The organism is Burkholderia sp. Bp9015, assembly GCF_003853505.1.
Classification (GTDB): Bacteria; Pseudomonadota; Gammaproteobacteria; order Burkholderiales; family Burkholderiaceae; genus Burkholderia.
Map to the genome: position 1 here is coordinate 55,512 of NZ_QTPZ01000038.1, position 21,096 is coordinate 76,607.

The following is a 21,096-nucleotide window of genomic DNA, read 5'->3' on the forward strand; positions in this document are numbered from 1 at the left end:
CGTTCCCGTCGTGCCGGCGTCGCGAGGCGTTACATCTTCACCTGGTCGAGGAAGGTCTTCTTGCCGCTCTTGTAGCCGTAGATCGAGATGATCCCGTGCGTCAGGTCGCCCTTCGCGTCGAACGTCGTCGTGCCGATCACGCCTTCATATTTCGTCGACGGCATCGCGGCGAGGATCTTCGCCGGGTCCGTCGAGTTCGCGCGCTTCATCGCGTCGACCGCGATGTAGACCGCGTCGTACGCGAACGGCGCATCGAACTTGATGCCCTGGTTGAAGCGCTTCTGGTACTTGGCGAGGAACGCCGCGCCGCCCGGCATCTTCTCGAGCGCCGCGCCCGCCTGCGAGCACAGCACGTTGTCGGCGGCCGGGCCGGCCAGCTGGGCGAGCGAGTCGGTGCACACGCCGTCGCCGGACAGGATCTTCGCGCGCAGGCCGAGCTGCTTCGCCTGCTTCGCGAGCGGGCCGCCGGTGGCGTCCATGCCGCCGTACATGATCGCGTCCGGGTTCTCGCCCTTGACCTTGGTGAGAATCGCGCGGAAGTCGACGGCCTTGTCGTTGGTCGCGTCGTGCGACAGCACCTTCAGGCCGAGCGCCTTCGCCTTCTTCTCGAATTCGTTCGCGAGGCCCTGGCCGTATGCGGTCGAATCGTCGATCACCGCGACGCTCTTCACGCCCTTCGACTGCGCGTAGCTCGCGAGTGCCGGACCTTGCTGCGCGTCGGTCGCGACCACGCGATACGTGGTCTTGAAGCCCTGCAGCGTGTAGGTCGGGTTCGTGGCGGACGGCGAGATCTGCACGATGCCCGCGTCGCTGTAGATCTTCGACGCCGGGATCGACGTGCCCGAGTTCAGGTGGCCGATGACGGCGACGACCTTGTCGTCGACGAGCTTCTGCGCGACCTGCGTGGCCTGGCGCGGGTCGGCCGCGTCATCCTGCGCGTCGAGCTGCAGCGTGATCTTCTGGCCGCCGATCGTCAGGCCCTTCGCATTGATTTCTTCCACCGCGAGGCGCGCACCGTTCTCGTTGTCCTTGCCGAGGTGCGAAATGCCGCCCGTCGTCGGTTCGACGCTGCCGATCTTCACGACCTGGTCGGCCATCGCGCCCGACGCGGCCGCAAATGCGGCGGCGGCCAGTGCGACGGTGATCAGGGGTTTGCAGCGCATGCCGACAGTGCTTCGTTCCATCTGCCATCTCCGTTGATTGATATTTCTGGTGCCGTCCGGTTTGCCGCGCGCCCTTGTGAGGCGGTCGGTGTGCCGGACGAATCTCCGTGACCCGTGACGGGCCCGGCTTGCATGTCGCCCGGGGCTCGCACGAGCGAGCGGGCGATTGCGTCCGGCGACACGCAATTCGTATGAATATATCCGAACGCGCTTGCGCCCGCTTCCGCGAATTGCCCGGCCTTGCGCAAATGTGATGCGATGGCGCAGCCGTTTCGCGATGCGTCGCGCAGGTGTGAGCGTCTTGCGCCGTCGATTGCTTCGATTATTCGATCGGGCCGATTCCGATGACCATGGACAGCGCGATGCAATCAATCCGGCACTGTTCGGTCGATTCGTCTGCACAGTTTCATCGCCGTGGCGCTGCTCGAGATGCCGCCACCCGCTTGTTGCAACTAACGGTCGAGCCCGGCGGCGTCGGCGAATGGCGAATGGCGACGGGCCGTTCGGCGCAGCGTGTACGTCCGGCTTTGCAGATGACGGGGCCGGTTCGGCCCACTGCCGGCTCGTCCGGCCCGCCGTTGCCGTCCGGCGCGGCCGCATGCCTACGTCCGTCCGCGCAAGGCCACGAATATCACGCCGGCAATCGCCAGCAGGCCGCCGCACAACGTTTCGATGCCGGGCCGCTCGCCTGTCAGCGCCATCGACAACACCGTCGCGACGGCCGGTGTCAGGTACAGGAAATTGGCGGCGCGCGCCGCGCCGAAGTAGCCGAGCGCGAAGGTCCAGGTCGCGTAACCCAGCGCGGCGGGAAAGACGCCGAGCACCAGGACGGCGAGCGCCGTGTCGCGTGACGCGCCGCCGCCGCCGAGCGATGCGAGCGCGCCGGGCAACCAGGGCGTGAGCAGCAGCGCACCGGCCAGCAGCGTATACGCGGTGCAGGGCAGCGCGCCGTAGACGGGAATCAGCCGCCGCTGCAGCACGAAATAGCTGGCCGAACACAATGCCGCGCCGAGGATCAGCGTGCTGCCGGAGCCGAGCACGAGGCCGCCCGGCTGGCCGTGCGCGATCACGGCGATGCCGGCCAGGCTGACCAGCGAACCGAGCCATCCGCGGCGATTGAAGCGTTCGCGCAGAAACACCGCCGCCAGCAGCGCCGTGAAGATCGGCAGCGTGTTCACGATGAAGCTCGCCGCGCCGGCCGACACGGTCTGCTCGCCGGTATTGAGCAGCGCGTTGTAGAGTGCGATGCCGAGCAGGCCGCAGACGAGAAAGCGCAACGCGTCGCGTCTGGCCGGCATGCGAGGCCGCCGCCATGCGAGCCATGCGATCGCGAGCACCGCCGCGGTCGCGAAGCGCGCGGCCGCGAGTTGCAGCGGGGCCAGCCCGTGCAGGCCGATCCGGATGAACGGGAAGGCGGAGGCCCACGAGACGATCGTGAACGCCACCGCGCCGGCCGCGACGAGCGGCAGTCGCGCGCTGCGCGACGAGGGGGAGGAAAGCGTGTTCATGCGGCAATGGTGTGGCGACGCGAGATGTTAAGCTAGCGCACAGATCAACCAGCGGGTATGAATATGGCTCACAGCTCGGTGCGACGCCGGGCCGATGGCCCGGCGCGCACGCAGCAGCATGCGGCGGACGCGCTGCCGTCGGTCGCGCCGGCACCCGGCCCGCGGCCGCCGCTGGCCAGCCTGGAAACCGTCTGTGCGGTGGCGCGGCTGGGCTCGTTCCTGGCGGCCGCCGACGCGTCCGGCGTCACGCACGGCGCGATCAGCCGGCGCGTGGCGGCCGTCGAGAACTGGCTTGGCATGGCGTTGTTCGAACGTCATGCGCGCGGCGTGCGGCTGACGCCGGACGGCCAGCGTTTCGTCGGCCGGATCGAACAGGCGTTCGCGATCATCGACGGCGCGGCCGACCAGTGGCGCTCGCCGCGTACGCCGCGACTGGTCAGGATGAGCGTGGTGCCGGCATTCGCGCAGCTCTGGCTGCTCGAGCGCCAGCACGCGCTCGAGAGCGAGGCGCCCGCGTTGCGCATCGAGCTCGGCATCGAACTTCGCAATGTGGACATCGCCGCCGGCGAAGCGGATCTGTCGATCCGGTACGGGCGCGGCAACTGGCGTCAGCTCGAAACCAGCGCGTTCATGCCGGAGACGCTCCATCCGGTCGCGCATCCGCGGCTCGCCGCGCAGCTGGCCGCGCGGCGCCGTCGCAACGACGCCGCCGCGCTGCTCGAGATGCCGCTGCTGCACGACTCCGACGTGACCGGCTGGCGCACCTGGTTCGACGCGCTCGGCATACCGTTCAAGCCGCGCGCGCAGGATCGCCGTTTCGAGGACTACAACCTCGTGCTCGCGGCGGCCGAGGCGGGGCTCGGCGTGGCGCTGGCGCGTACGCCGCTCGCGGATGCGTATCTCAGGCGCAGCGCGCTCGTCCGCGTGAGCCGGCATGAGGTCGAGTCGCCGCTCAGGTATCACTTCGTGCATGCGAAGGGCGAGAATCGTCCGGAGGTGCTCGCGCTGATGGAGCGGATGCGGGCCGCGCTGGGATAGGCGGCACGGGCGTCGAGGTGTGCGACGCAGGCGACGCAGGCGGCGCGGACGGCGCCGCCGCTCGACCCGGGCTACCGGATCGTCGACAATGCGACCGCGGAAAATTGCGGGACCCGACAGATTAACGAGAATCGAGCGTGTTGAACCGTTCGAATGCAGAGGGAATGAGGAATGAATAGACCAGACAAGTCGTCGAAAGCGCGTGCGGCGCTCGACCAGCTGTTTTCGGGCATGGCGCCCGCGGACGCGCAGCAGCGCGCGTCGCGCCCGGGCAACCCGTTCGAAGCGGCAGGCGACCCCGCCGGTGCCGACGGCCGCGTCGAAGTCACGCTGTCGACGAGAATCCAGTTGCGCGGCTATCCGGGCGCGGATGCGTTCATGAAGCGCATGGCCGAAGCCTGGGGCCTCGCGTGGGGCCCGTACGACGCCGTGCGGGCGACGGCGACGCTGCCGGCCGGCTGGCGCTCGCGCCGGCTGCCGGAAGTCACGCAGATCGTCGACGAACGCGACGTGCTGCGCGCGGAAAGCAGCCTGCAGGGCGGCGAGATGTCGTATCTGAAAGTGCATCCGCGCTATTACATCGATGCGCGCAAGGGGGTCGGCTGGCGCAAGTCGTCGAAGGCGTCCGACGATCCGGATCTCGACGGCCCCGACTGGAACTGCTACGTGATGGATCGGGAAAAATCCGCCGAGGTGCACGAGCTGACGACGTCGTCGTCGAAGGCCGATCTGGACAACGCGCGTGCGACGTTGCTGAAATGGCTCGACGAGCACTACCCGAAGCATCGTGATCCGTTCGCATACTGGACGGATTGCGAACGTCCGCTGTAAGTCCGCACGGCGCGCGGCCATCGTGGAGCACCATTGAAACAGGACGGTCCGGTCCCGATTCTCTGGGCAGCGTTCGGCGCGGCGGTCGGCTCGACCGTCATCGAGCTGATGCTCTGGCCGATTGCCGGAGAAGACCCCTTTCACAACCTGCTGCGCGACGCGCGCCTGACGGCCGCCCTCGTGATGGGGCGAGCCGTGCTCGGCGCGTCCCCGGGCTTCGATCCGACGATCATGGGCGTGGCGACGCTGGTGCATGCCGCGTTGTCGCTTGCCTATACGGCCGTGCTGGCGAGGATGGTGCGCAACCTGTCGCCCGGCGCCGCGCTGGTGGCGGGCGGCGCGTTCGGACTGGTGCTCTACGGTATCAACCTGCACGCGTTCACCGCGATCTTCCCGTGGTTCGTTCCGGTGCGCGGCGCGATCACGCTGATCGCCCATGTGGTCTTCGGCGTGATGGCGGCGGGCGTCTACTGCATCGTCCGGCGTTCGGCGCGCGCATGATCGTCGGCGGTTCGTGCATCACGCATGCGTATCCCGACCCCAGGAATAATCGGCCATGCCACATCGTCTAATGGTCGGGTGACCCTATACGAAGCCGCGCGTCGTCCGTGACGCCAAGGCTCGGGTGGTCGGGGGCAACAATGCAGGAGCCGATCATGTGCAACTTGTTTCGGGTCGGGATGGGCGTCGTCTGTCTCGGCTGCTCCATGTGCGTGCTTGCGCAAACCTATGACGACTCGCCGGACGAAGGCGCCCGCTGCCGTGCGGTCGTCATGCAAGCGGAAATCGACGGCACGGAACAGCAGATCGTCGGGCGCGCGTGCCGGCAAGGCGACGGCACCTGGCAGATGATGCAGAGCACGGACGGCAGCATCGTGTGGTATCCGGATACCGCCTATCCGTACGCCGACCCGTGGTACTGGGGACCGGCGGTGTTCGTCGGCACGGGCGTCAGCTTCGTCTTCATCGACCGTTTCCATCATCGCCATCACTTCGACCACTTCGGTCACGTCGGCCACTTCGACGGGGGCATGCGTGGTCGTGTCGGTGCTCCGATGGGCACGGGCTTTCACCGTGGCCCGGTGTTCGTCGGCGGTGAGCACGGGTTCGGGGGAATGAGGCGGCATTGAGCCGGCGTACATGGCGCGGCGGACGCCCACCGCAGTGTGCGTGCGCCGCGTCGTTGCGATCTCGCATTACGCGCGCGCGAGCGGCTCGCTTACTTCAACGCCCCTTCGGCCACCAGCACTTCATGTGCAGCCTTGAACGCGCCGAGCCCGTGCGGGATCCCGGAATACGCGGTGGCATGCAGCAGCGTCGCCTTGATTTCATCGACGCTCACGCCGTTGTTGAGCGCGCCTTTCACGTGCAGCTTGAGCTCGTTCGTATGACCGGCGGCGGTCAGCATCGCGAGATTGAGCAGGCTGCGCGTCTTGCGGTCGAGTGTTTCATCGCCCCATGCCCAGCCCCACGCCCATGCCGTGGTTGCGCGCTGGAACGCCATCATGAAGGCGTCGGCCTTTTCCATCGACGCATCGACATATTCCGGGCCGAGCACTTCCCGGCGGATCGGCAAGCCCTTCTGAAACAGCGCATCATCTTCGTTCATGATCGATTTCCCCGGTTATTCCAAAGCCCCGGCGCCCGCCGGGCACCGTCCGCGCGAACGCGAACCGTCCTTCGACGCGAACAGGTAGCAGACCGTCGCGGTGACGACGAGGCCCACCATCCACGATACGTCGGCGCCGCCGAGAACCGATGCCCACGCGCCGTGGAAGAAGCTCTCCTCCATGAACGGCACCTGGACTGCAATCCCGAACGCGTAGATCGCGATGGCCCTGACGTTGAACGCCCCGTACACGCCATCGCTGCTGCTGATGATTTCCGTGACCCGGTAGCGGCGGTTGTTGACCAGGTAGAAGTCGATCAGGTTGATCGCGATCCACGGTGCCAGCACGATGCGCAGCGCGAAGATCGCGTTGAGGAAGATCGAGATGAAGTTGCTCGACGCCCACAGTGCAGCCGCGGTCGACGCCACCAGCAGGACCGCCGACACGACGACGCGCACGTTGCGGCCGGGCACCCAGTGCGGCCGGAACGTCTGCGCGGCGGTGATGAACGACAGCACCGCGCCATACAGGTTCATCCCGTTGTGGCCGATGATGTTGACCAGAAACAGGAAGATCAGCACGTAGCCGAACGCGCCGGTCTGCTCGCGGATCGCCTGCATCGCGTCCGTCGAATGCCCGGTGCTGACGGCGAGCACGCCGAACAGGAATGCGAAGATCGTCCCCAGTGACGTGCCGAGGTACGTGTACGCAAAGGTCTTTCCGAATCCGGCGGAAGCCGGCAGATAGCGCGAATAGTCGGACGTATAGGGCGCGAAGCTGATCTGCCAGACCGCACACAAGCCGAACATCGCGAACCAGTTGGCGAGATCGAAATGACCCTGCTGGAACATCCGCGCATCGAGGCCCGGCACCATCAGCGCGATGCCGATCAGCAGTGCGCCACCCATGAACCACGCGCCGATCTTGTTGAAGCGATGAATGAAGTGGCAGCCGATCACACCGACCAGCGTCGCGAGCACCGCGCCGATGACGGTTGCGATCGGCACCGGCACTGCGGGCGCCGCCGTGTGGAGCGTCTTGCCCGCGAGAATGATGTTCGACACGAAGAAGCCGAGATAGATCAGCGTGGTGAAGCACACGACCAGCAGCGATCCGTAGCGGCCGAATTGCGCGCGGCTCTGGATCATCTGCGGCGCGCCGACCAGTGGCCCCTGCGCGGAAGTGAGCGCATGAAAGATCGCGCCGAAGAACTGCCCGGCCGCGATCGCGACAATCGCGCTCATGAGGTCGAGGTGGAACACCAGTACCGACGTCGCACCGGAAATCACGGCCAGCGGGGCGACGTTCGTGCAGAACCACAGGGTGAAGAGGTCGGCCGGCTTGCCGTGCCGCGCCTCCGGCGGAACATATTCGATCGAGTTGCTTTCGATGGCGAGAACGCTGCCGTCGCTTTCCTGCTTTGTCATGCTGTCTCCATCTTTATTGCCGGGGCCATGCGTCGCCGCATGCGCCTGATGACGCGCGCGGCGCGGCATGGCGCTTGCGGCCTTGAGTCGATACTGCCGGCGAAAGCGTAGCCGCTCAGCGCATCACGAACGGATCGCCGATCGGATCGTCCGACGTGCGCAGCCACACGGACTTCGTGGTCGTGTATTCGAGCGCGGCGCTCAGGCCGCCTTCACGTCCATGCCCGGACAGCCCGAAGCCGCCGAACGGCACGAGCGGCGACACGGCCCGATAGGTGTTGATCCACACGATGCCGGAGCGCACGCGCTTCGACACGCGGTGCGCACGCGTCAGGTTGGTCGTGAAGATGCCGGCCGCGAGGCCGTAGGCGGTGCCGTTTGCCTTCTCGATCGCTTCCTGTTCGGATTCGAACGTGTCGACCGACAACACCGGGCCGAACAATTCGGTCGTGATGCTGTCGGCTTGCGCAACGCCGGTGCAGTCGAGGATCGTCGGTGCGTAGTAATACCCGTCGCGCTCCAGCCTCTTTCCGCCTGCGAGCACCTTGGCACCCTGGCGCGCCGAGTTCTCGACGACCGTCTCGATGTTGCGAAGCTGCCGTTCCGTACACAGCGGGCCGTACTCGGTTTCCCGCTCGTTGGGTGAACCCACGCGAATCCGCGACACACGCTCGACCAGCAGCGCAAGGAACTGCTCCTTGACGGAAGCCTCGATCAGCAGGCGCGACCCCGCGACGCAACTCTGGCCGCTCGCCGCGAAGATCGCGGCGACCTGCGCATTCACCGCGCTCTGGATATCGGTATCGGCGAACACGATGAACGGCGACTTGCCGCCGAGTTCGAGCGACACCTTCGCGAGGTTGTTGGCCGTGTTTCGCACGATGTGGCGCGCGGTCTCGGGGCCGCCGGTGAACGCGACCTTGTCCACGCCCGGGTGGCTGCTCAGCACCGCGCCGCATTCCGGGCCGAAGCCGGTAATGACGTTGACGACGCCCGGCGGGAATCCTGCCTCGTGCACGATGCGCGCGAACTCGAGCAACGGTCCCGGTGCTTCCTCGGACGCCTTCAGCACCACCGTGCAGCCGGCCGCGAGCGCCGGGCCGATCTTCACCGCGGACAGGAACAGCTGGCTGTTCCAGGGCACGATCGCTGCGACCACGCCGACCGGCTGCCGCTCGAGCCACACCTGCATGTCCGGCTTGTCGACGGGGATGCTGCTGCCTTCGAGCTTGTCGGCGATGCCCGCGTAGTAGCGGTAATACTCGGCGACGTACGCGATCTGGCTCGACGTTTCCCGGATGATCTTGCCGGTGTCGTTCGTTTCGATTTCGGCGAGCCGCGGTGCAGCTTTTTCGACCAGATCGGCGAGCCTGTACAGCAGCTTGCCGCGCGCGGACGCGGAAAGCCCCGCCCAGGCGGGATCGGTCAGCGCGCGACCGGCCGCCGCTACCGCGCGGTTCACCTCGTCGGTGCGGGCTTCCGGCATCTGCGCCCACACGGCGCCGGTCGCCGGATTGATGCTGCCGAACGTGGCGACACCGGGTCCGAACTGCCCGTCGATATACAGCTGAAATTGCACATTCATGGCATCGCCCCCTTACTGGAACGCCGGCATCACGTCGCGGATCATCCGCTCGAGCGACGCCTTCTTGCGCTCGAAGCTCATGCCGGTATCGATCCAGAACGAGTACTCGTCGAAGCCGAGCTCTTCATAGGCCTTCAGGCGCCCGATCACTTCCGCGGGCGTGCCGATCACGTTGTTCTTGCGCATCGCTTCCGGCGTGTAGAAGGGGTGCGCCGCGATTTCGTCGCGGCTCAGCGGCTTGATCATCCCGCGGCTGACCGGACGCTCGTTCTTGAACCACGCGCCGAAGTAGTTGTAGAACACGTTGACTTCGTCGGCGGCCAGCTGTGCGTCGTCCTCGCTGCTTGCCACATAGGTGTGACGCAGCAGCATGATCTGCGGGCGCGGCACGTCGCTGAACTTCGCGCACGCGGCGTTGAAGTGGCCGACGAGCTTCTCGACTTCCTCGTCACCGAGGTGCAGCGGCGTGACCTGCACGTTGCAGCCGTTGGCCACCGCGAACTCGTGGCTGTTCGGATCGCGCGCGGCCACCCAGATCGGCGGATGCGGCTGCTGCAGCGGCAGCGGTGACGACGTCGTCGACGGGAATTGCCAGAACTCGCCGCCGTGCGCGTAATCGCCTTCCCACAGCTTCTTTACGGCCGGAATGAGTTCGCGCAAGCGCTGGCCTGCGCCCCACGCGTCGAGGCCCGGCATCAGGCGCTCGTATTCGAACGAGTACGCGCCGCGCGCGATCCCGAGCTCCAGGCGGCCGCCCGTGATGATGTCCGTCATCGCGGCTTCGCCGGCGAGCTTGATCGGATGCCAGAACGGCGCGACGACCGTGCCCGTGCCGAGCCGCACGCGCTTCGTCTTGTTCGCTAGGTCGACGAGGTTGATGAACGGGTTCGGCGCGATCGTGAAGTCCATGCCGTGGTGCTCGCCGGTCCAGACGGCATGCATGCCGCCGCGGTCGGCGATCTGGCACAGCTCGACCATCTCGTCGTACAGCTGCTTTTGGCTGGTCTGGTCGGAGACGCGCTCCATGTGGACGAAAAGCGAAAAACGCATGATGTGACCTTTCAGGAAAGAAGCGGGCGGATGGTGCCGGTGCTGTGATCGCCGAAGTACAGGCCGTAACTCTTCAACTGACTCTCTTTGCGATAGCGCTCGAGCATGCTGGCGAGCGCGCTGTCCTGGAACGCGTCGGCGTCGAGGTCGTCGAGGCTCACGAATTCGCCGGCGACCGCCGCTTCGTCCGGTGCGCTGCAGAGGAACGAGATGTACTGGTAGTGCGTCTCGGTATTGTTGTAGACCGAATAGATGAAGCTTGCCGATGCGTCCGGCTGGTATTGCCGGAACAGTTCGGCGAGCGCCTTGTCGGCGCCTGCGTTGCCGATTTCCCGGGTGGGCAGCGCCCACTTGCGATCGGCCGTCTTCACCATCAGGACCTTGTCGTCGCGCGTGATGATCGCGCTGACGATGACCTTCGGTCCGGCGATGACTTCGGCCGACAGCTTCGCCGGCGTGAAGTAGCCGCCGCGGTAGTAGCCGAGCCCCGCGTAGCCGGCGGAATGGAACGCCTCGATCTTGCCGATGATGAGCGCGTGATCGCCCGCGTCGATCACCGCGTGCGTCGTGCAGTCGAACCACGCGCTGACGTCGTCGATCAGCGGGTTGCGATGCGCGCTCAGGTGCCAGCCGACGTTCGCGAAGCGATCGTCGCTCGGTCGCGCGAAGGAGTTGGAGAGGTCCTTTTGCCCTTCGGCGAGGATGTTGATCGCGAAGTGGCCGATCGTGGAAAACGTCTGGAAATTGCTCGACGTCTTCGCGATGCTGACGAGCAGCAGCGCCGGATCGAGCGACACCGACGAGAACGAGTTCGCGGTGAAGCCGAGCGGCTGGCCGTCGTCGCGCGCGGTGGTGACGATCGTCACGCCGGTCATGAATGCGCCGAACGCGTCGCGCAGCTCCCGCGAGTTGATGATCGGCGTTTCCTGGCTGATTGCTTGGCTCATGTCACACTTCCGATTTCAGGGTTTCCGCCTGCGGCACGGTGTGCAGCCACGCACGCAGCGCGCGATTGACGGCGTCGGGCGCGGTCAGGTTCACCATGTGGCGCTCGTTCTCGATCACGACAGCCTTGCCGTCTTGCGCGGCCTGCGCCATTTGCCGGGCCATCTCGGGCGTCGAATTCGGGTCGTCCGACCCGGTGAGCACGAGGGCAGGGCACGCGATCCGGTGCCAGCCGTCCGCGTATATGTCGTCACCGTTCGCGAACGCGGTGTACGCGGTCGCGTAGCCGGCCAGATCGACCGACTGCAGCCACGCTTCCACCTTCCGCGCGGCGGCCTGCTGCGCGTCTTCCGCGTTGAACCAGCGCCGCAGCGGCGTATCGATGTCGATGGTGCCCGAGCGCAGTTCGGCGGCACGTTGCAGCACGGCCTCGCGCGCCTGTTCGGTGCGGCGGTACACGCCGTTCAGGACTGCCACGCGCTTGACCAGATCGGGCCGCGTCACGGCGACGCCGGCGGCGATCAGCGAACCCATCGAGTGGCCGGCAAGGTTGACGGGGCCGACCTTCAGCGCCTCGATGAACCCGACGGCCCACTGGACGAACTGCTGCAGGTCGGCGTCGGTGTCGAGCGCATCGCTCATCCCGTGGCCCGGCATGTCGACGGAGATCACGCGGAAATCGCGCGACAGGTCGTCGATCTGCGGATACCACGCGCCCGCCTGCATGCCGACCCCATGAATCAGCACCAGCGGTTCGCCGGTGCCCTGGTCGAGATAGTGGGCGACGCGTTTATTTGACAGCAGCAGGGTTCTTGACGTCATTTCCGAGCTCTGCGAGATCTTTGTAGCGGTCGCCGATGCGGTGATGCGGACGGCCGGCGGTCGCGGCGCCGATGGCGATGACCAGTTCGTCGGCGGCCGGTGCATCCGGGATCGAGAACTGGAGCGTCAGGTAGTGCGAACGGCGGCCTTCGTCATTCTTGTCCATCATCGGGATCAGCAGCGGCGCATTGGCCGGGCCGCGCGTATTGTTGAACGCGAGGTACGACTTCGCGCCGACGGCCGTGCGATAGATGTTGCCGAAGTGCAGCGTATGGATCAGCGCGGATGCATGCTCGATTTCGCCGTCGAGGCCGACGATCGCGCTCTTGCCGAACGCTTCGACCGCGTCGCCCGAACCGGCCTCGTCGAGGATCAGTTTGGTCAGGTGTTCGCCGAGCTGCGGGGCGATCGCGCGAATCTCCGGCGACAGGTCCTCGACGTACCCGCGGCCTGCCCACGGGTTCTTGATGACGGCGACGGCGCCGATCATCTTCAGTGGCTTGGCAGCGACCTTGTCGCCATCCACGTAGAGCGTCTCGACATGGAGGACGGATTTCCGAATCAGGCTCATGGCACCTTCCTTTCGTGCGTTGATTGTGCGATTCATTGTGGTATACCATGTTACGGCATGCCATGAGTGTAAACCCGTAGCAGGAATTTCCCAAGAGAGGTGACAAATGAGTGCGTACTGGATTGCCCACGTGCAGGTGCTGGATCCCGTGAAGTACAAGGACTACACGGACATCGCGCCGCAGGCGTTCAAGAAATTCGGTGCCGTGTTCCTGGCGCGTGGCGGCGCGTCGCAGACGCTGGAGGGCGATGCGTTCGAGCGCCACGTCGTGATCCGCTTTCCCGACATGGAAACGGCGCTTGCGTGTTATCACTCGCCGGAGTACCAGGCGGCGAAGGCGAAGCGGGATGGATATTGCCGGGCGCAGATCGCGATCGTCGAGGGGCTCGGGGGCTGATCGCCTGGTCGGGCGCGGGCGCAGGCCGGGCGGGATGGAAGACGCTGGCAGTTAGGTCATAATATGGCATTCCATGTTTGCGCCCGGCTCGCGGCCGGCTGCAGGCCCATACCCGTTTCCAGAGTGCCGCTCATGCAAGACCTGAAAATCGACCGCAATGCCAAGACCCTGCGCGAACTGACGCTCGACAAGCTGCGTGGCGCGATCGTGCAGGGCTATTTCCGGCCGGGTGCCCGGCTCGTCGAGCGCACGCTGTGCGATGAGCTCGGCGTCAGCCGCACGGTGGTGCGCGAGGTGCTGCGGCATCTCGAGACCGAAGGGCTGGTCGAGACCGTGTCGCGGCAAGGGCCGGTGGTCGCGCGGCTCGATCCGGCGCAAGTCGGCGAGATCTACGAACTGCGCGGCCTGCTCGAAGCCAATGCCGCGCGTGCCTGCGCAGAGCGCGCGACGCCCGAAGTCGTGCGGCAGTTGCGAGAAATTCGGGCAACGATCGAGGATGCGTTCGAGAAGCAGGAATTGCCACGTGTGCTCGAATTCACCGAGCGTTTCTACGAAACCCTGTTCGAAGCCGCAGGAAAGCAGGTGTCGCTGACGGTGGTCAAGACGCTGAACGCGCGCATCAACCGGTTGCGCGCGCTGACCATCGCGATGCCGGGACGCGGCGGCGATTCCAACACCGAGATGAACCGCCTGCTCGAAGCGATCGAGCAGCGCGACGGCAACGCGGCATCGGCCGCGTCGGCTGCGCACATCAAGCGGGTTTCCGAGCTGGCGCTGTCTGCGCTCGCGCAACAGCAGGACGAGGCATCCAGCGATAGTTGATGCAGCCCGAGCGCGAGCATCCAGACGCGCGAATTGACCCGGAAGGCCGCCGGCGTGCTACGCCGGCGGCCTTTTGTTTTGGCTATCGAATACGTGGCGATCCGCGGATGCATCATGGTTTTCCATGATTTTTGACACGTTGTTGTCGACCATAAGATGGCATACCATAATCTCATCGAGTAGCGCAGTAATCACGGGAGCACGCCATGACTGAGTCGATGACCGGGTCCACCGCGCAGCAGGCATTCGACACGCTCGGATTCCGCCGCGCCCTCGGCGCATTCGTCACCGGCGTGACGGTCGTCACGACGATCCAGCCCGACGGGTCGCCGCGCGGTTTCACCGCGAACTCGTTCACGTCGGTGTCGCTCGATCCGCCGCTGATCCTCGTGTGCATCGCGAAGACGGCATCGAGCCATGCGGTGTTCTCGGCTACGCAGCGTTTTGCCGTCAGCGTGCTGGCGGAAAACCAGACCAACGTGTCCGGCGTGTTCGCATCGAAGGCGCAGGACAAGTTCGCGCAAGTGCCATGGGACACGCGCAAGACGGGCGCACCGGTGATCCGGGATGCGGCGGCGAGCTTCGACTGCGTGACCCACGACGTGGTCGATGCAGGCGACCACGTCATTCTGATCGGGCGCGTGGTCGATTTCGCGCAGACGAGCGCGTCGCCGCTCGGCTATTGCCGCGGCGCTTACGTGAACTTCACGCTGTCGCAGGACGCGTTGTCCGCAGCAGGCGGGCATGCCGAGGTGGGTGCGATTCTCGAACATCGCGACGGGCTGGTGCTCGTCGATACGCCGCACGGGCTGCGCTTGCCGACCGGCACCCGGCTCGATCCGGCCAGTGACCCCGCGAGCCTGCGCGGCGTGCTCGCGAAGCTCGGGCTCAACGCGCATCTCGACTTCCTGTTCGCAGTTTTCGAATCGGCCGGCGGGCGCGAGGCTGGCGTCCATATCTATTACCGCGGCCGTGTTATGCCTACCGGTTCGCCGTGGTTCGACAGCAGCACCCGTATCGTGCCGCTCTGGCAAGTGCCGTGGGACGAGATCGCCGACCCCGCCGTGCGCTCGATGCTCGAACGCTACGTGCGTGAACGCCGGCAGGACGCGTACGGCATCTATGTCGGCGATACGGAGGCTGGCACCGTGCAGACACTTGCAGTCGCGCATTGAAGCGACTTGCCGCAATCAGGCGTGGCGAAGACACAAGAATCAGGATCATGATGCCGGCGAGGTTTGCGCCGCCGGTCTGAAGGCGCGTATTCGAATGGCTGCCATCCCGGCGGTCGCGACGCGCGGCGTTTCCCCTTGGAGAGAGAGACCATGAGCAGCAGAAGCATCCCGCGTTTCGCAGCGTCGCGCCTGGCATGCATTGCACCGTTGGCCGCCCTGTGCGCCGCGCCGGCACTGGCCGCCGATCCGATCGTGTTCACCAGCTGGGGCGGCACGACCCAGTCGTCGCAACAGAAGGACTGGGCGCAGCCGTTCACGCAGGCGAGCGGCATCAACGTGCTGATGGACGGGCCGACCGACTACGGCAAGCTCAAGGCGATGGTCGACAGCGGCAACGTCAGCTGGGACGTGGTCGACGTCGAGGGTGACTTCGCGTATGCGGCGGAAAAGGCAGGGCTGATCGAGCCGATCGACTATTCGGTGGTGAACAAGGCCGAACTCGACCCGCGCTTCGCGACGCCGTCTGCGGTGGGCAGCTTCTATTATTCGTTCGTGCTCGGCTACTACAAGGCGAAATACACGAGCGCGCAGCCGCAGAACTGGGCGGACCTGTTCGATACCAGGCGCTTCCCTGGCAAGCGCACCTTCTACAAGTGGTCGGCGCCGGGCGTGCTCGAGATCGCGTTGCTCGCCGACGGCGTCGCGCCCAACAAGTTGTATCCGCTCGACCTCGACCGCGCATTCAAGAAGCTCGATTCCATCAAGGGTGACATCGTCTGGTGGAGCGGCGGTGCGCAGTCGCAGCAGTTGCTCGCGTCGGGCGAAGCGCCGATCGGCATGTTCTGGAACGGCCGCCTGCATGCGCTCGCGCAGACAGGCGTGCCGGTCGGCATGTCATGGAACCAGAACCTGACCGCTGCCGACATGCTCGTGATCCCGAAGGGCGCGAAGCATCGCGACGCGGCGATGAAGTTCCTCGCCGCCGCGACGGGTGCGCAGGCTCAGGCGAAATTCGCGGCCGACACCGGTTATGCGCCGATCAACGTGAAGTCGGCGGCGCTGATGCAACCGGCAATCGCGAAAACGCTCCCGGACCAGTACAAGGCCACGCAGATCAACCTCGACATGAAGTACTGGGCCGAGAATCGCGACGCGATCGCGAAGCGCTGGTACGCGTGGCAGTCGAAGTAAGCCGGCGTGGCCAGTCGTATGGATCTGAATTCTGTTAAGGAGGCCGAACCGGATCGAGCCGGCGCGGATGAGCAACGAACCTGCTTGGGGCCAGCGGTAACAGGCACTCAAGTGCTGGCGCTGGCCGACCAAGGAGCCACCATGCCAAACGTATTGAGTACCGTCGCGCATCCGAGCGCGACGCCGCCGCGCAAGCGGCGCGACTGGCGCAGCATGCGGCTGCTGATGCCCGCAGTGCTGCTGCTCGTGATCTTCTTCCTGCTGCCGGTGCTGTCACTGCTGTTGCGCAGCGTGCTCGAACCGATGCCCGGGTTGCACAACTACGAGCAGCTGCTCGGCTCGACGACGTACGTGCGCGTGTTCGGCAATACGTTTCTTGTTGCGACGGTCGTCACGCTCGTCACGCTGATCGTCGGCTTTCCGATGGCATGGCTGCTCGCGATCGCGCCGCGCCGGCTCAGTTCGGTGCTGTTCGCGATCCTGCTGCTGTCGATGTGGACGAACCTGCTCGCACGGACGTTCGCATGGATGGTGCTGCTGCAGGGAACGGGGCCGATCAACCGCGCGCTGATGGCGCTCGGCGTGATTCACGAGCCGCTGTCGCTGGTGAACAACCTGACCGGCGTGACGATCGGCATGACCTACATCATGCTGCCGTTCCTCGTGATGCCGCTGCATGCAACGCTGCGCGGCATCGACCCGTCGACACTGCGCGCGGCCGCGGTGTGCGGCGCGAGCCGCTGGCAGGCGTTCTGGCGCATCCTCGTGCCGCTCGCGATGCCGGGCGTGGCCTCCGGCGTCCTGATGGTGTTCGTGATGGCGCTCGGTTACTTCGTCACGCCGACGCTGCTCGGCGGCCCGTCGTACATGATGTTGGCGGAACTGATCGCGCAGCTCGTGCAGGAACTGCTGAACTGGGGCCTCGCCGGCGCCGCGGCCTTCGTGCTGCTCGCCGTGACGCTAGCCCTCTATGCGTTGCAGCTGCGCTTCACCGGCAGCGCGCACGCCACCACCGGAGGCCGCTGAGATGAAACAACCCCGAAGCTCACTACGTTCGCTGCTCCCGGAGGGGGCGCCAGCCTCCCTTGGGGCGGCCCGGCGGGAGGACTGACATGTTGCTCGATTTCGATCGCCTGGGCGCGCTGCGCTGGATCCTCGTGGCCGTGGGCGCGGCTGTTGCGTTGTTTCTGCTGTTGCCGATCGTCTTTATCGTCGCGCTGTCGTTCGGCGATTCGCAGTGGCTCATCTTCCCGCCGCCGGGCTGGACCCTCGAATGGTACCGGCAGCTTTTCACCGACGCGGGCTGGATCGACTCGCTGCTGACCAGCGCGAAACTGGCGGTGATCGTCACGATGCTGTCCGTCGCGATCGGGTTTCTCGCGTCGCTGGCGCTCGTGCGCGGCAAGTTCCGCGGCCGCGAGGCCGTGCGGGGCTTCTTCCTCACACCGATGGTGCTGCCTGTCGTCGTGCTCGCCGTCGCGCTGTACGGGTTCTTCCTGCGCATCGGCCTGAACGGCACGATGACCGGCTTCGTCATCGGCCACCTGATCATCGCGCTGCCGTTCTCGATCATCTCGATCAGCAATTCGCTCGTGAGCTTCGACACGGCGCTCGAAGACGCGGCGCTGATCTGCGGCGCGTCGCCGCTTACCGTGAAGCTGCGCGTCACGCTGCCTGCCATCCGGCTCGGCCTCTTCGCCGCCGCGATCTTCGCGTTCCTCGCATCGTGGGACGAAGTCGTCGTGTCGATCTTCATGTCGAGCCCGACGCTGCAAACGCTGCCCGTGCGGATCTGGGCGACGCTGCGGCAAGACCTGACGCCGGTCGTCGCGGCCGCTTCGTCGCTGCTCGTCGGACTCACGACCGTATTGATGCTGGCGGGCGCCGTGGTGCGCCGCGCACGCGCTCACTGAGGTAACACGCCATGACTGCATTCCTGCAAATCCAGCGCCTGCGCAAGACCTACGACGACGTCGTCGCGATCGACCAGGTATCGCTCGACGTGCGCAAGGGCGAATTCATGACCTTCCTCGGGCCGTCGGGTTCGGGAAAGAGCACCACGCTCTACATCGTCGCGGGCTTCCAGGAGCCGACCGACGGTCGCGTGCTGCTCGACGGCAAGCCGCTGCTGTCGGTCGCGCCGAACCGGCGCAATATCGGGATGGTGTTCCAGCGCTATACGCTGTTCCCGCATCTCACCGTCGGCGAGAACGTCGCGTTCCCGCTGCGCGTGCGCCGCCGGCCCGACGCCGAAGTGCGCGCGAAGGTCGAGCAGATGCTGAAGCTCGTGCATCTGTCCGAGTGCCGCGACCGGATGCCCGCGCAACTCTCCGGCGGCCAGCAGCAGCGCGTCGCGATCGCGCGTGCGCTGGCATATGATCCGCCCGTGCTGTTGATGGACGAGCCGCTCTCTGCGCTCGACAAGAAGCTGCGCGAGGAAATCCAGCTCGAATTGCGCCGCATTCACCAGGAAACTGGCGTGACGATTCTCTATGTCACGCACGACCAGGAGGAGGCGCTGCGCCTGTCGGACCGCATCGCCGTGTTCAACCAGGGGCGCATCGAGCAGGTCGGCACCGGCGAGGAGCTTTACGCGAACCCGGCATCGCGCTTCGTCGCGAGCTTCATCGGGAACTCGAATTTCCTGCCGGTCAAGGTGATGAAGCACGGCGACGGCCGCATCGGCGGTGTGTTGCCCAACGGCCTCGAAATGGCGTCGGACATGTTCCACCCGACGCTCGCCGCCGGCGACGAAGGCACGCTGATGATCCGCCCTGAACAGATGCGTATCAGTTCGCTGCAGCGCGCGAGCGGCACGAATGGTTTGAGCGCCGCGTCGGCCTTGCCCGTGACCGTGCGCGACGTCACCTATCTCGGCGATGCGATGCATTACGCGGTCGCGACGCCGTGGCAGCAGGAAATCTCGATCCGCACGCCGGCTGCGCATCGGCACGACAACGGCATCGTGATCGGCGCGCAGGCACTCGTCGACTGGGACGCACGCGACGCGCGCCTCTTTGCGCAAGCCTGACGGCGGCAGTCATGAGTCCTGCTCCGCCGTCCCTGAAAGTCCAGCGGCCGACCGCCACGCTGCGCGAGCTCGCGCTCGAGAAGATGCGCACCGCGATCCTCGATGCGCATTTCCAGCCCGGCGAGCGGCTGGTCGAGCGCTCGCTGTGCGAGATCCTCGGCGTGAGTCGAACCGTCGTGCGCGAGGTCCTGCGGCATCTGGAAACGGAAGGTCTCGTCGCCTCGATTCCGAACCAGGGGCCGATCGTCGCGGTCCTCGATTTCGACACGGCCGCCGAGATCTACGAAATACGCGCGTTGCTGGAGGGCGAGGCGGCGATGGCCTGTGCGCAGCATGCGGACGAATCGCTCGTCGCCGAGCTGGGCGCGTGTATCGACGCGATCCGGCAAGCGTTCGATGCGCAGGATCATCAGGCGGTGAAGGTGCTCACGTCGGCATTCTACGAACGCATGTTCATCGCCGGGCAAAAGCACGTCGCATGGGAAATCGTTCAGACGCTGATCGCGCGTATCAACCGGCTGCGTGCGCTGACGATCGCGTCCGACGATCGCGGGCACCGGGCGGTCGAGGAGATGCGCGCGATTCTCGCGGCCATCGCGGCGGGCAACGGCGTGGCGGCGCGCGAAGCGGCCATCGCGCACGTGCACCGGGTGGCCGAGATCGCACGCGGGCTGCTCACGCACGGTCACGAGAGTGCATCGTGGCGTCAGGCGGGGTAGCGCGTCTGGCTTCGTGATGCAGTGCCTGGCGCCCTCCGTCATTTGAAATTCTCCGTATTCGCGGCTCGAGTCGTGCTCGGGTCGCCTCCTGCATTTTTATCCCCGGAAGGACCGATCGTGGAATTGAACACGCTGTTGAAGGCCCCGGCGCTGTTGCGTCAGCAGGCTTATGTCGACGGGCAATGGTGCGACGCCGACTCGGGCGAGCGCCTCGGCGTGCTCGGCCCGGCGACGGGCGCAACACTCGGCACCGTACCGAACTCGGGCTCGCCGCCTACCTCTTCAGCCGCGACATCGGGCGTGTGTGGCGGGTGGCCGAGCAGCTCGAATACGGGATGGTCGGCATCAATACGGGCCTCATTTCCAACGAGGTCGGGCCGTTCGGCGGCGTGAAGCAGTCGGGAGTCGGCCGCGAAGGGTCCCGCTACGGCATCGACGATTATCTGGTCATCAAGTATCTGTGCATGGCGGTCTGATCGCCGGTTCGTTTGACTGAAAGAGGGCGCGCCGACATGGATACGTGGTCGTCCAGAAACGCCGGACTCGCGCGCGATCGCATGGGACACACGCATCGTCGATGCGGGCGAACTCGCCGGCACGCGATACCCGCCCGGGTAACGCTGCACGTCGTTGCGATTTGCCTCGCGATGAAGACGATGGCGAACGAATGACGCTGTCGTGGAGGCTGCCCGCGCTGGCGAGCAGGGGCGCGGATTCGCCGTGGTGGCGAGCGAAGTGCACGGTCCGGCACAGTCCTCGGCTTCGGCTCCGAAAGAAATCGAGGAACTGGTCAGCACTTCTGTTGCCCTGATCCTGGACGGCGCGACGCAGGCGACGGACGTCGGCGCGACGATGGGACGCGTCAAGCAGGCGATCAGGCCGGTGTCCGATATCGTCGGCGAGATCGCCGCTGTGTCGGACGAGCCGAGCCGCGGGATCGAACCAGTCGATCAGGCCGTCGCGCGGCAGAATGGGGCTCTTGGCGAACAGTCGGCGGCAGCGGCACGTTTGCTGGAAGAGCAGGCAATGACTCCGGGCAAGGCTGGCTCGGTATTCAAGGCCTCGGAGAGCGAAATGTCTGCATGAAAGCGGGCGTTCTCAACGTTACATGCTTGGGTAATTCGGCCCGCCGCTGCCTTCCGGCGTGACCCACACGATGTTCTGCGTCGGGTCCTTGATGTCGCAGGTCTTGCAGTGCACGCAGTTCTGCG

22 protein-coding genes and 2 pseudogenes are annotated in these 21,096 nt (G+C 66.0%); 14 read left to right on the forward strand and 10 right to left on the reverse strand.

What is annotated here, in order from left to right; translation table 11 throughout:
• Positions 1-29: 29 nt before the first annotated feature.
• Complete coding sequence (locus tag DIE12_RS30750; protein ID WP_124523117.1) at positions 30-1,184, reverse strand: branched-chain amino acid ABC transporter substrate-binding protein; 1,155 nt, start codon at positions 1,182-1,184, stop codon at positions 30-32.
• 581 nt (positions 1,185-1,765) lie between these two features.
• Positions 1,766-2,671 (reverse strand): DMT family transporter, encoded by a 906-nt coding sequence (locus DIE12_RS30755; protein WP_124523119.1) that lies wholly within the window; start codon positions 2,669-2,671, stop codon positions 1,766-1,768.
• A gap of 57 nt (positions 2,672-2,728) precedes the next feature.
• Between DIE12_RS30755 and DIE12_RS30760 the strand changes: the two genes are divergently transcribed.
• The 4 genes from DIE12_RS30760 (at position 2,729) to DIE12_RS30775 (ending at position 5,670) form a co-directional block, all read left to right on the forward strand.
• On the forward strand, positions 2,729-3,709 hold the full coding sequence (locus DIE12_RS30760; protein ID WP_124489312.1) for a LysR substrate-binding domain-containing protein: 981 nt from the start codon (positions 2,729-2,731) through the stop codon (positions 3,707-3,709).
• Between the two features lie 171 nt (positions 3,710-3,880).
• Positions 3,881-4,540, forward strand: a complete 660-nt coding sequence (locus DIE12_RS30765) for a nitroreductase (RefSeq protein ID WP_124489311.1) — start codon at positions 3,881-3,883, stop codon at positions 4,538-4,540.
• 33 nt (positions 4,541-4,573) lie between these two features.
• Positions 4,574-5,041 (forward strand): sodium:proline symporter, encoded by a 468-nt coding sequence (locus DIE12_RS30770; protein ID WP_124523121.1) that lies wholly within the window; start codon positions 4,574-4,576, stop codon positions 5,039-5,041.
• Between the two features lie 155 nt (positions 5,042-5,196).
• Positions 5,197-5,670 carry a hypothetical protein gene (locus tag DIE12_RS30775; protein ID WP_044848656.1) on the forward strand — a complete coding sequence of 158 codons (474 nt, stop codon included), beginning with the start codon at positions 5,197-5,199 and terminating at the stop codon, positions 5,668-5,670.
• Positions 5,671-5,759: 89 nt separating this feature from the next.
• Here the strand turns inward: DIE12_RS30775 and DIE12_RS30780 are convergent, their stop codons facing one another.
• The 7 genes from DIE12_RS30780 to DIE12_RS30810 all read right to left on the reverse strand — a co-directional run bounded on the left by DIE12_RS30780 (position 5,760) and on the right by DIE12_RS30810 (position 12,550).
• A complete protein-coding gene (locus DIE12_RS30780) occupies positions 5,760-6,149 on the reverse strand; it encodes a carboxymuconolactone decarboxylase family protein (protein WP_124489308.1) in 390 nt (129 codons plus the stop codon).
• Between the two features lie 15 nt (positions 6,150-6,164).
• Positions 6,165-7,577, reverse strand: coding sequence for a cytosine permease (locus DIE12_RS30785; protein ID WP_124523123.1), 1,413 nt, complete (start codon positions 7,575-7,577; stop codon positions 6,165-6,167).
• A 115-nt stretch (positions 7,578-7,692) separates the two neighbouring features.
• On the reverse strand, positions 7,693-9,162 hold the full coding sequence (locus DIE12_RS30790) for an aldehyde dehydrogenase (RefSeq protein ID WP_124489306.1): 1,470 nt from the start codon (positions 9,160-9,162) through the stop codon (positions 7,693-7,695).
• A 12-nt stretch (positions 9,163-9,174) separates the two neighbouring features.
• Positions 9,175-10,212, reverse strand: a complete 1,038-nt coding sequence (locus DIE12_RS30795; RefSeq protein WP_124489305.1) for an LLM class flavin-dependent oxidoreductase — start codon at positions 10,210-10,212, stop codon at positions 9,175-9,177.
• Between the two features lie 11 nt (positions 10,213-10,223).
• Entirely contained in the window at positions 10,224-11,159 is a 936-nt protein-coding gene (locus tag DIE12_RS30800) for a flavin reductase (RefSeq protein ID WP_124523125.1), read from the reverse strand.
• Position 11,160: 1 nt separating this feature from the next.
• Positions 11,161-11,979 (reverse strand): alpha/beta fold hydrolase, encoded by an 819-nt coding sequence (locus DIE12_RS30805; RefSeq protein ID WP_124523127.1) that lies wholly within the window; start codon positions 11,977-11,979, stop codon positions 11,161-11,163.
• Positions 11,948-12,550 (reverse strand): amino acid synthesis family protein, encoded by a 603-nt coding sequence (locus DIE12_RS30810; RefSeq protein WP_124523129.1) that lies wholly within the window; start codon positions 12,548-12,550, stop codon positions 11,948-11,950. The genes DIE12_RS30805 and DIE12_RS30810 overlap by 32 nt, the downstream gene beginning before the upstream one ends.
• 106 nt (positions 12,551-12,656) lie before the next feature.
• On the opposite strand from DIE12_RS30810, the gene DIE12_RS30815 reads away from it, so the two are divergent.
• The 10 genes and pseudogenes from DIE12_RS30815 to DIE12_RS30860 all read left to right on the forward strand — a co-directional run.
• Positions 12,657-12,947, forward strand: a complete 291-nt coding sequence (locus DIE12_RS30815; RefSeq protein WP_124489301.1) for a DUF1330 domain-containing protein — start codon at positions 12,657-12,659, stop codon at positions 12,945-12,947.
• Between the two features lie 132 nt (positions 12,948-13,079).
• On the forward strand, positions 13,080-13,769 hold the full coding sequence (locus tag DIE12_RS30820; protein WP_124489300.1) for a GntR family transcriptional regulator: 690 nt from the start codon (positions 13,080-13,082) through the stop codon (positions 13,767-13,769).
• A 206-nt stretch (positions 13,770-13,975) separates the two neighbouring features.
• Positions 13,976-14,944 carry a flavin reductase gene (locus DIE12_RS30825; RefSeq protein ID WP_124489299.1) on the forward strand — a complete coding sequence of 323 codons (969 nt, stop codon included), beginning with the start codon at positions 13,976-13,978 and terminating at the stop codon, positions 14,942-14,944.
• 150 nt (positions 14,945-15,094) lie between these two features.
• On the forward strand, positions 15,095-16,135 hold the full coding sequence (locus tag DIE12_RS30830) for an ABC transporter substrate-binding protein (protein WP_124489298.1): 1,041 nt from the start codon (positions 15,095-15,097) through the stop codon (positions 16,133-16,135).
• Positions 16,136-16,276: 141 nt separating this feature from the next.
• Complete coding sequence (locus tag DIE12_RS30835; RefSeq protein WP_124489297.1) at positions 16,277-17,161, forward strand: ABC transporter permease; 885 nt, start codon at positions 16,277-16,279, stop codon at positions 17,159-17,161.
• 86 nt (positions 17,162-17,247) lie between these two features.
• Positions 17,248-18,048: an ABC transporter permease gene (locus DIE12_RS30840; RefSeq protein ID WP_124489296.1), complete on the forward strand. Its 801-nt coding sequence runs from the start codon at positions 17,248-17,250 to the stop codon at positions 18,046-18,048.
• A gap of 11 nt (positions 18,049-18,059) precedes the next feature.
• The gene (locus DIE12_RS30845; RefSeq protein ID WP_124523131.1) at positions 18,060-19,166 is read left to right on the forward strand and encodes an ABC transporter ATP-binding protein; all 1,107 of its coding nucleotides are present in this window, start codon (positions 18,060-18,062) and stop codon (positions 19,164-19,166) included.
• A gap of 11 nt (positions 19,167-19,177) precedes the next feature.
• A complete protein-coding gene (locus DIE12_RS30850; protein WP_124489294.1) occupies positions 19,178-19,885 on the forward strand; it encodes a GntR family transcriptional regulator in 708 nt (235 codons plus the stop codon).
• A gap of 254 nt (positions 19,886-20,139) precedes the next feature.
• Positions 20,140-20,361, forward strand: a pseudogene (locus DIE12_RS30855) (aldehyde dehydrogenase family protein); the annotation flags it as partial.
• Between the two features lie 193 nt (positions 20,362-20,554).
• Positions 20,555-20,971: pseudogene (locus tag DIE12_RS30860) on the forward strand (methyl-accepting chemotaxis protein); the annotation flags it as partial.
• Between the two features lie 18 nt (positions 20,972-20,989).
• Here the strand turns inward: DIE12_RS30860 and DIE12_RS30865 are convergent.
• Positions 20,990-21,096, reverse strand: a 107-nt coding sequence (locus DIE12_RS30865) for a 4Fe-4S dicluster domain-containing protein (protein WP_148092725.1), incomplete at its 5' end; no start/stop codon positions are given.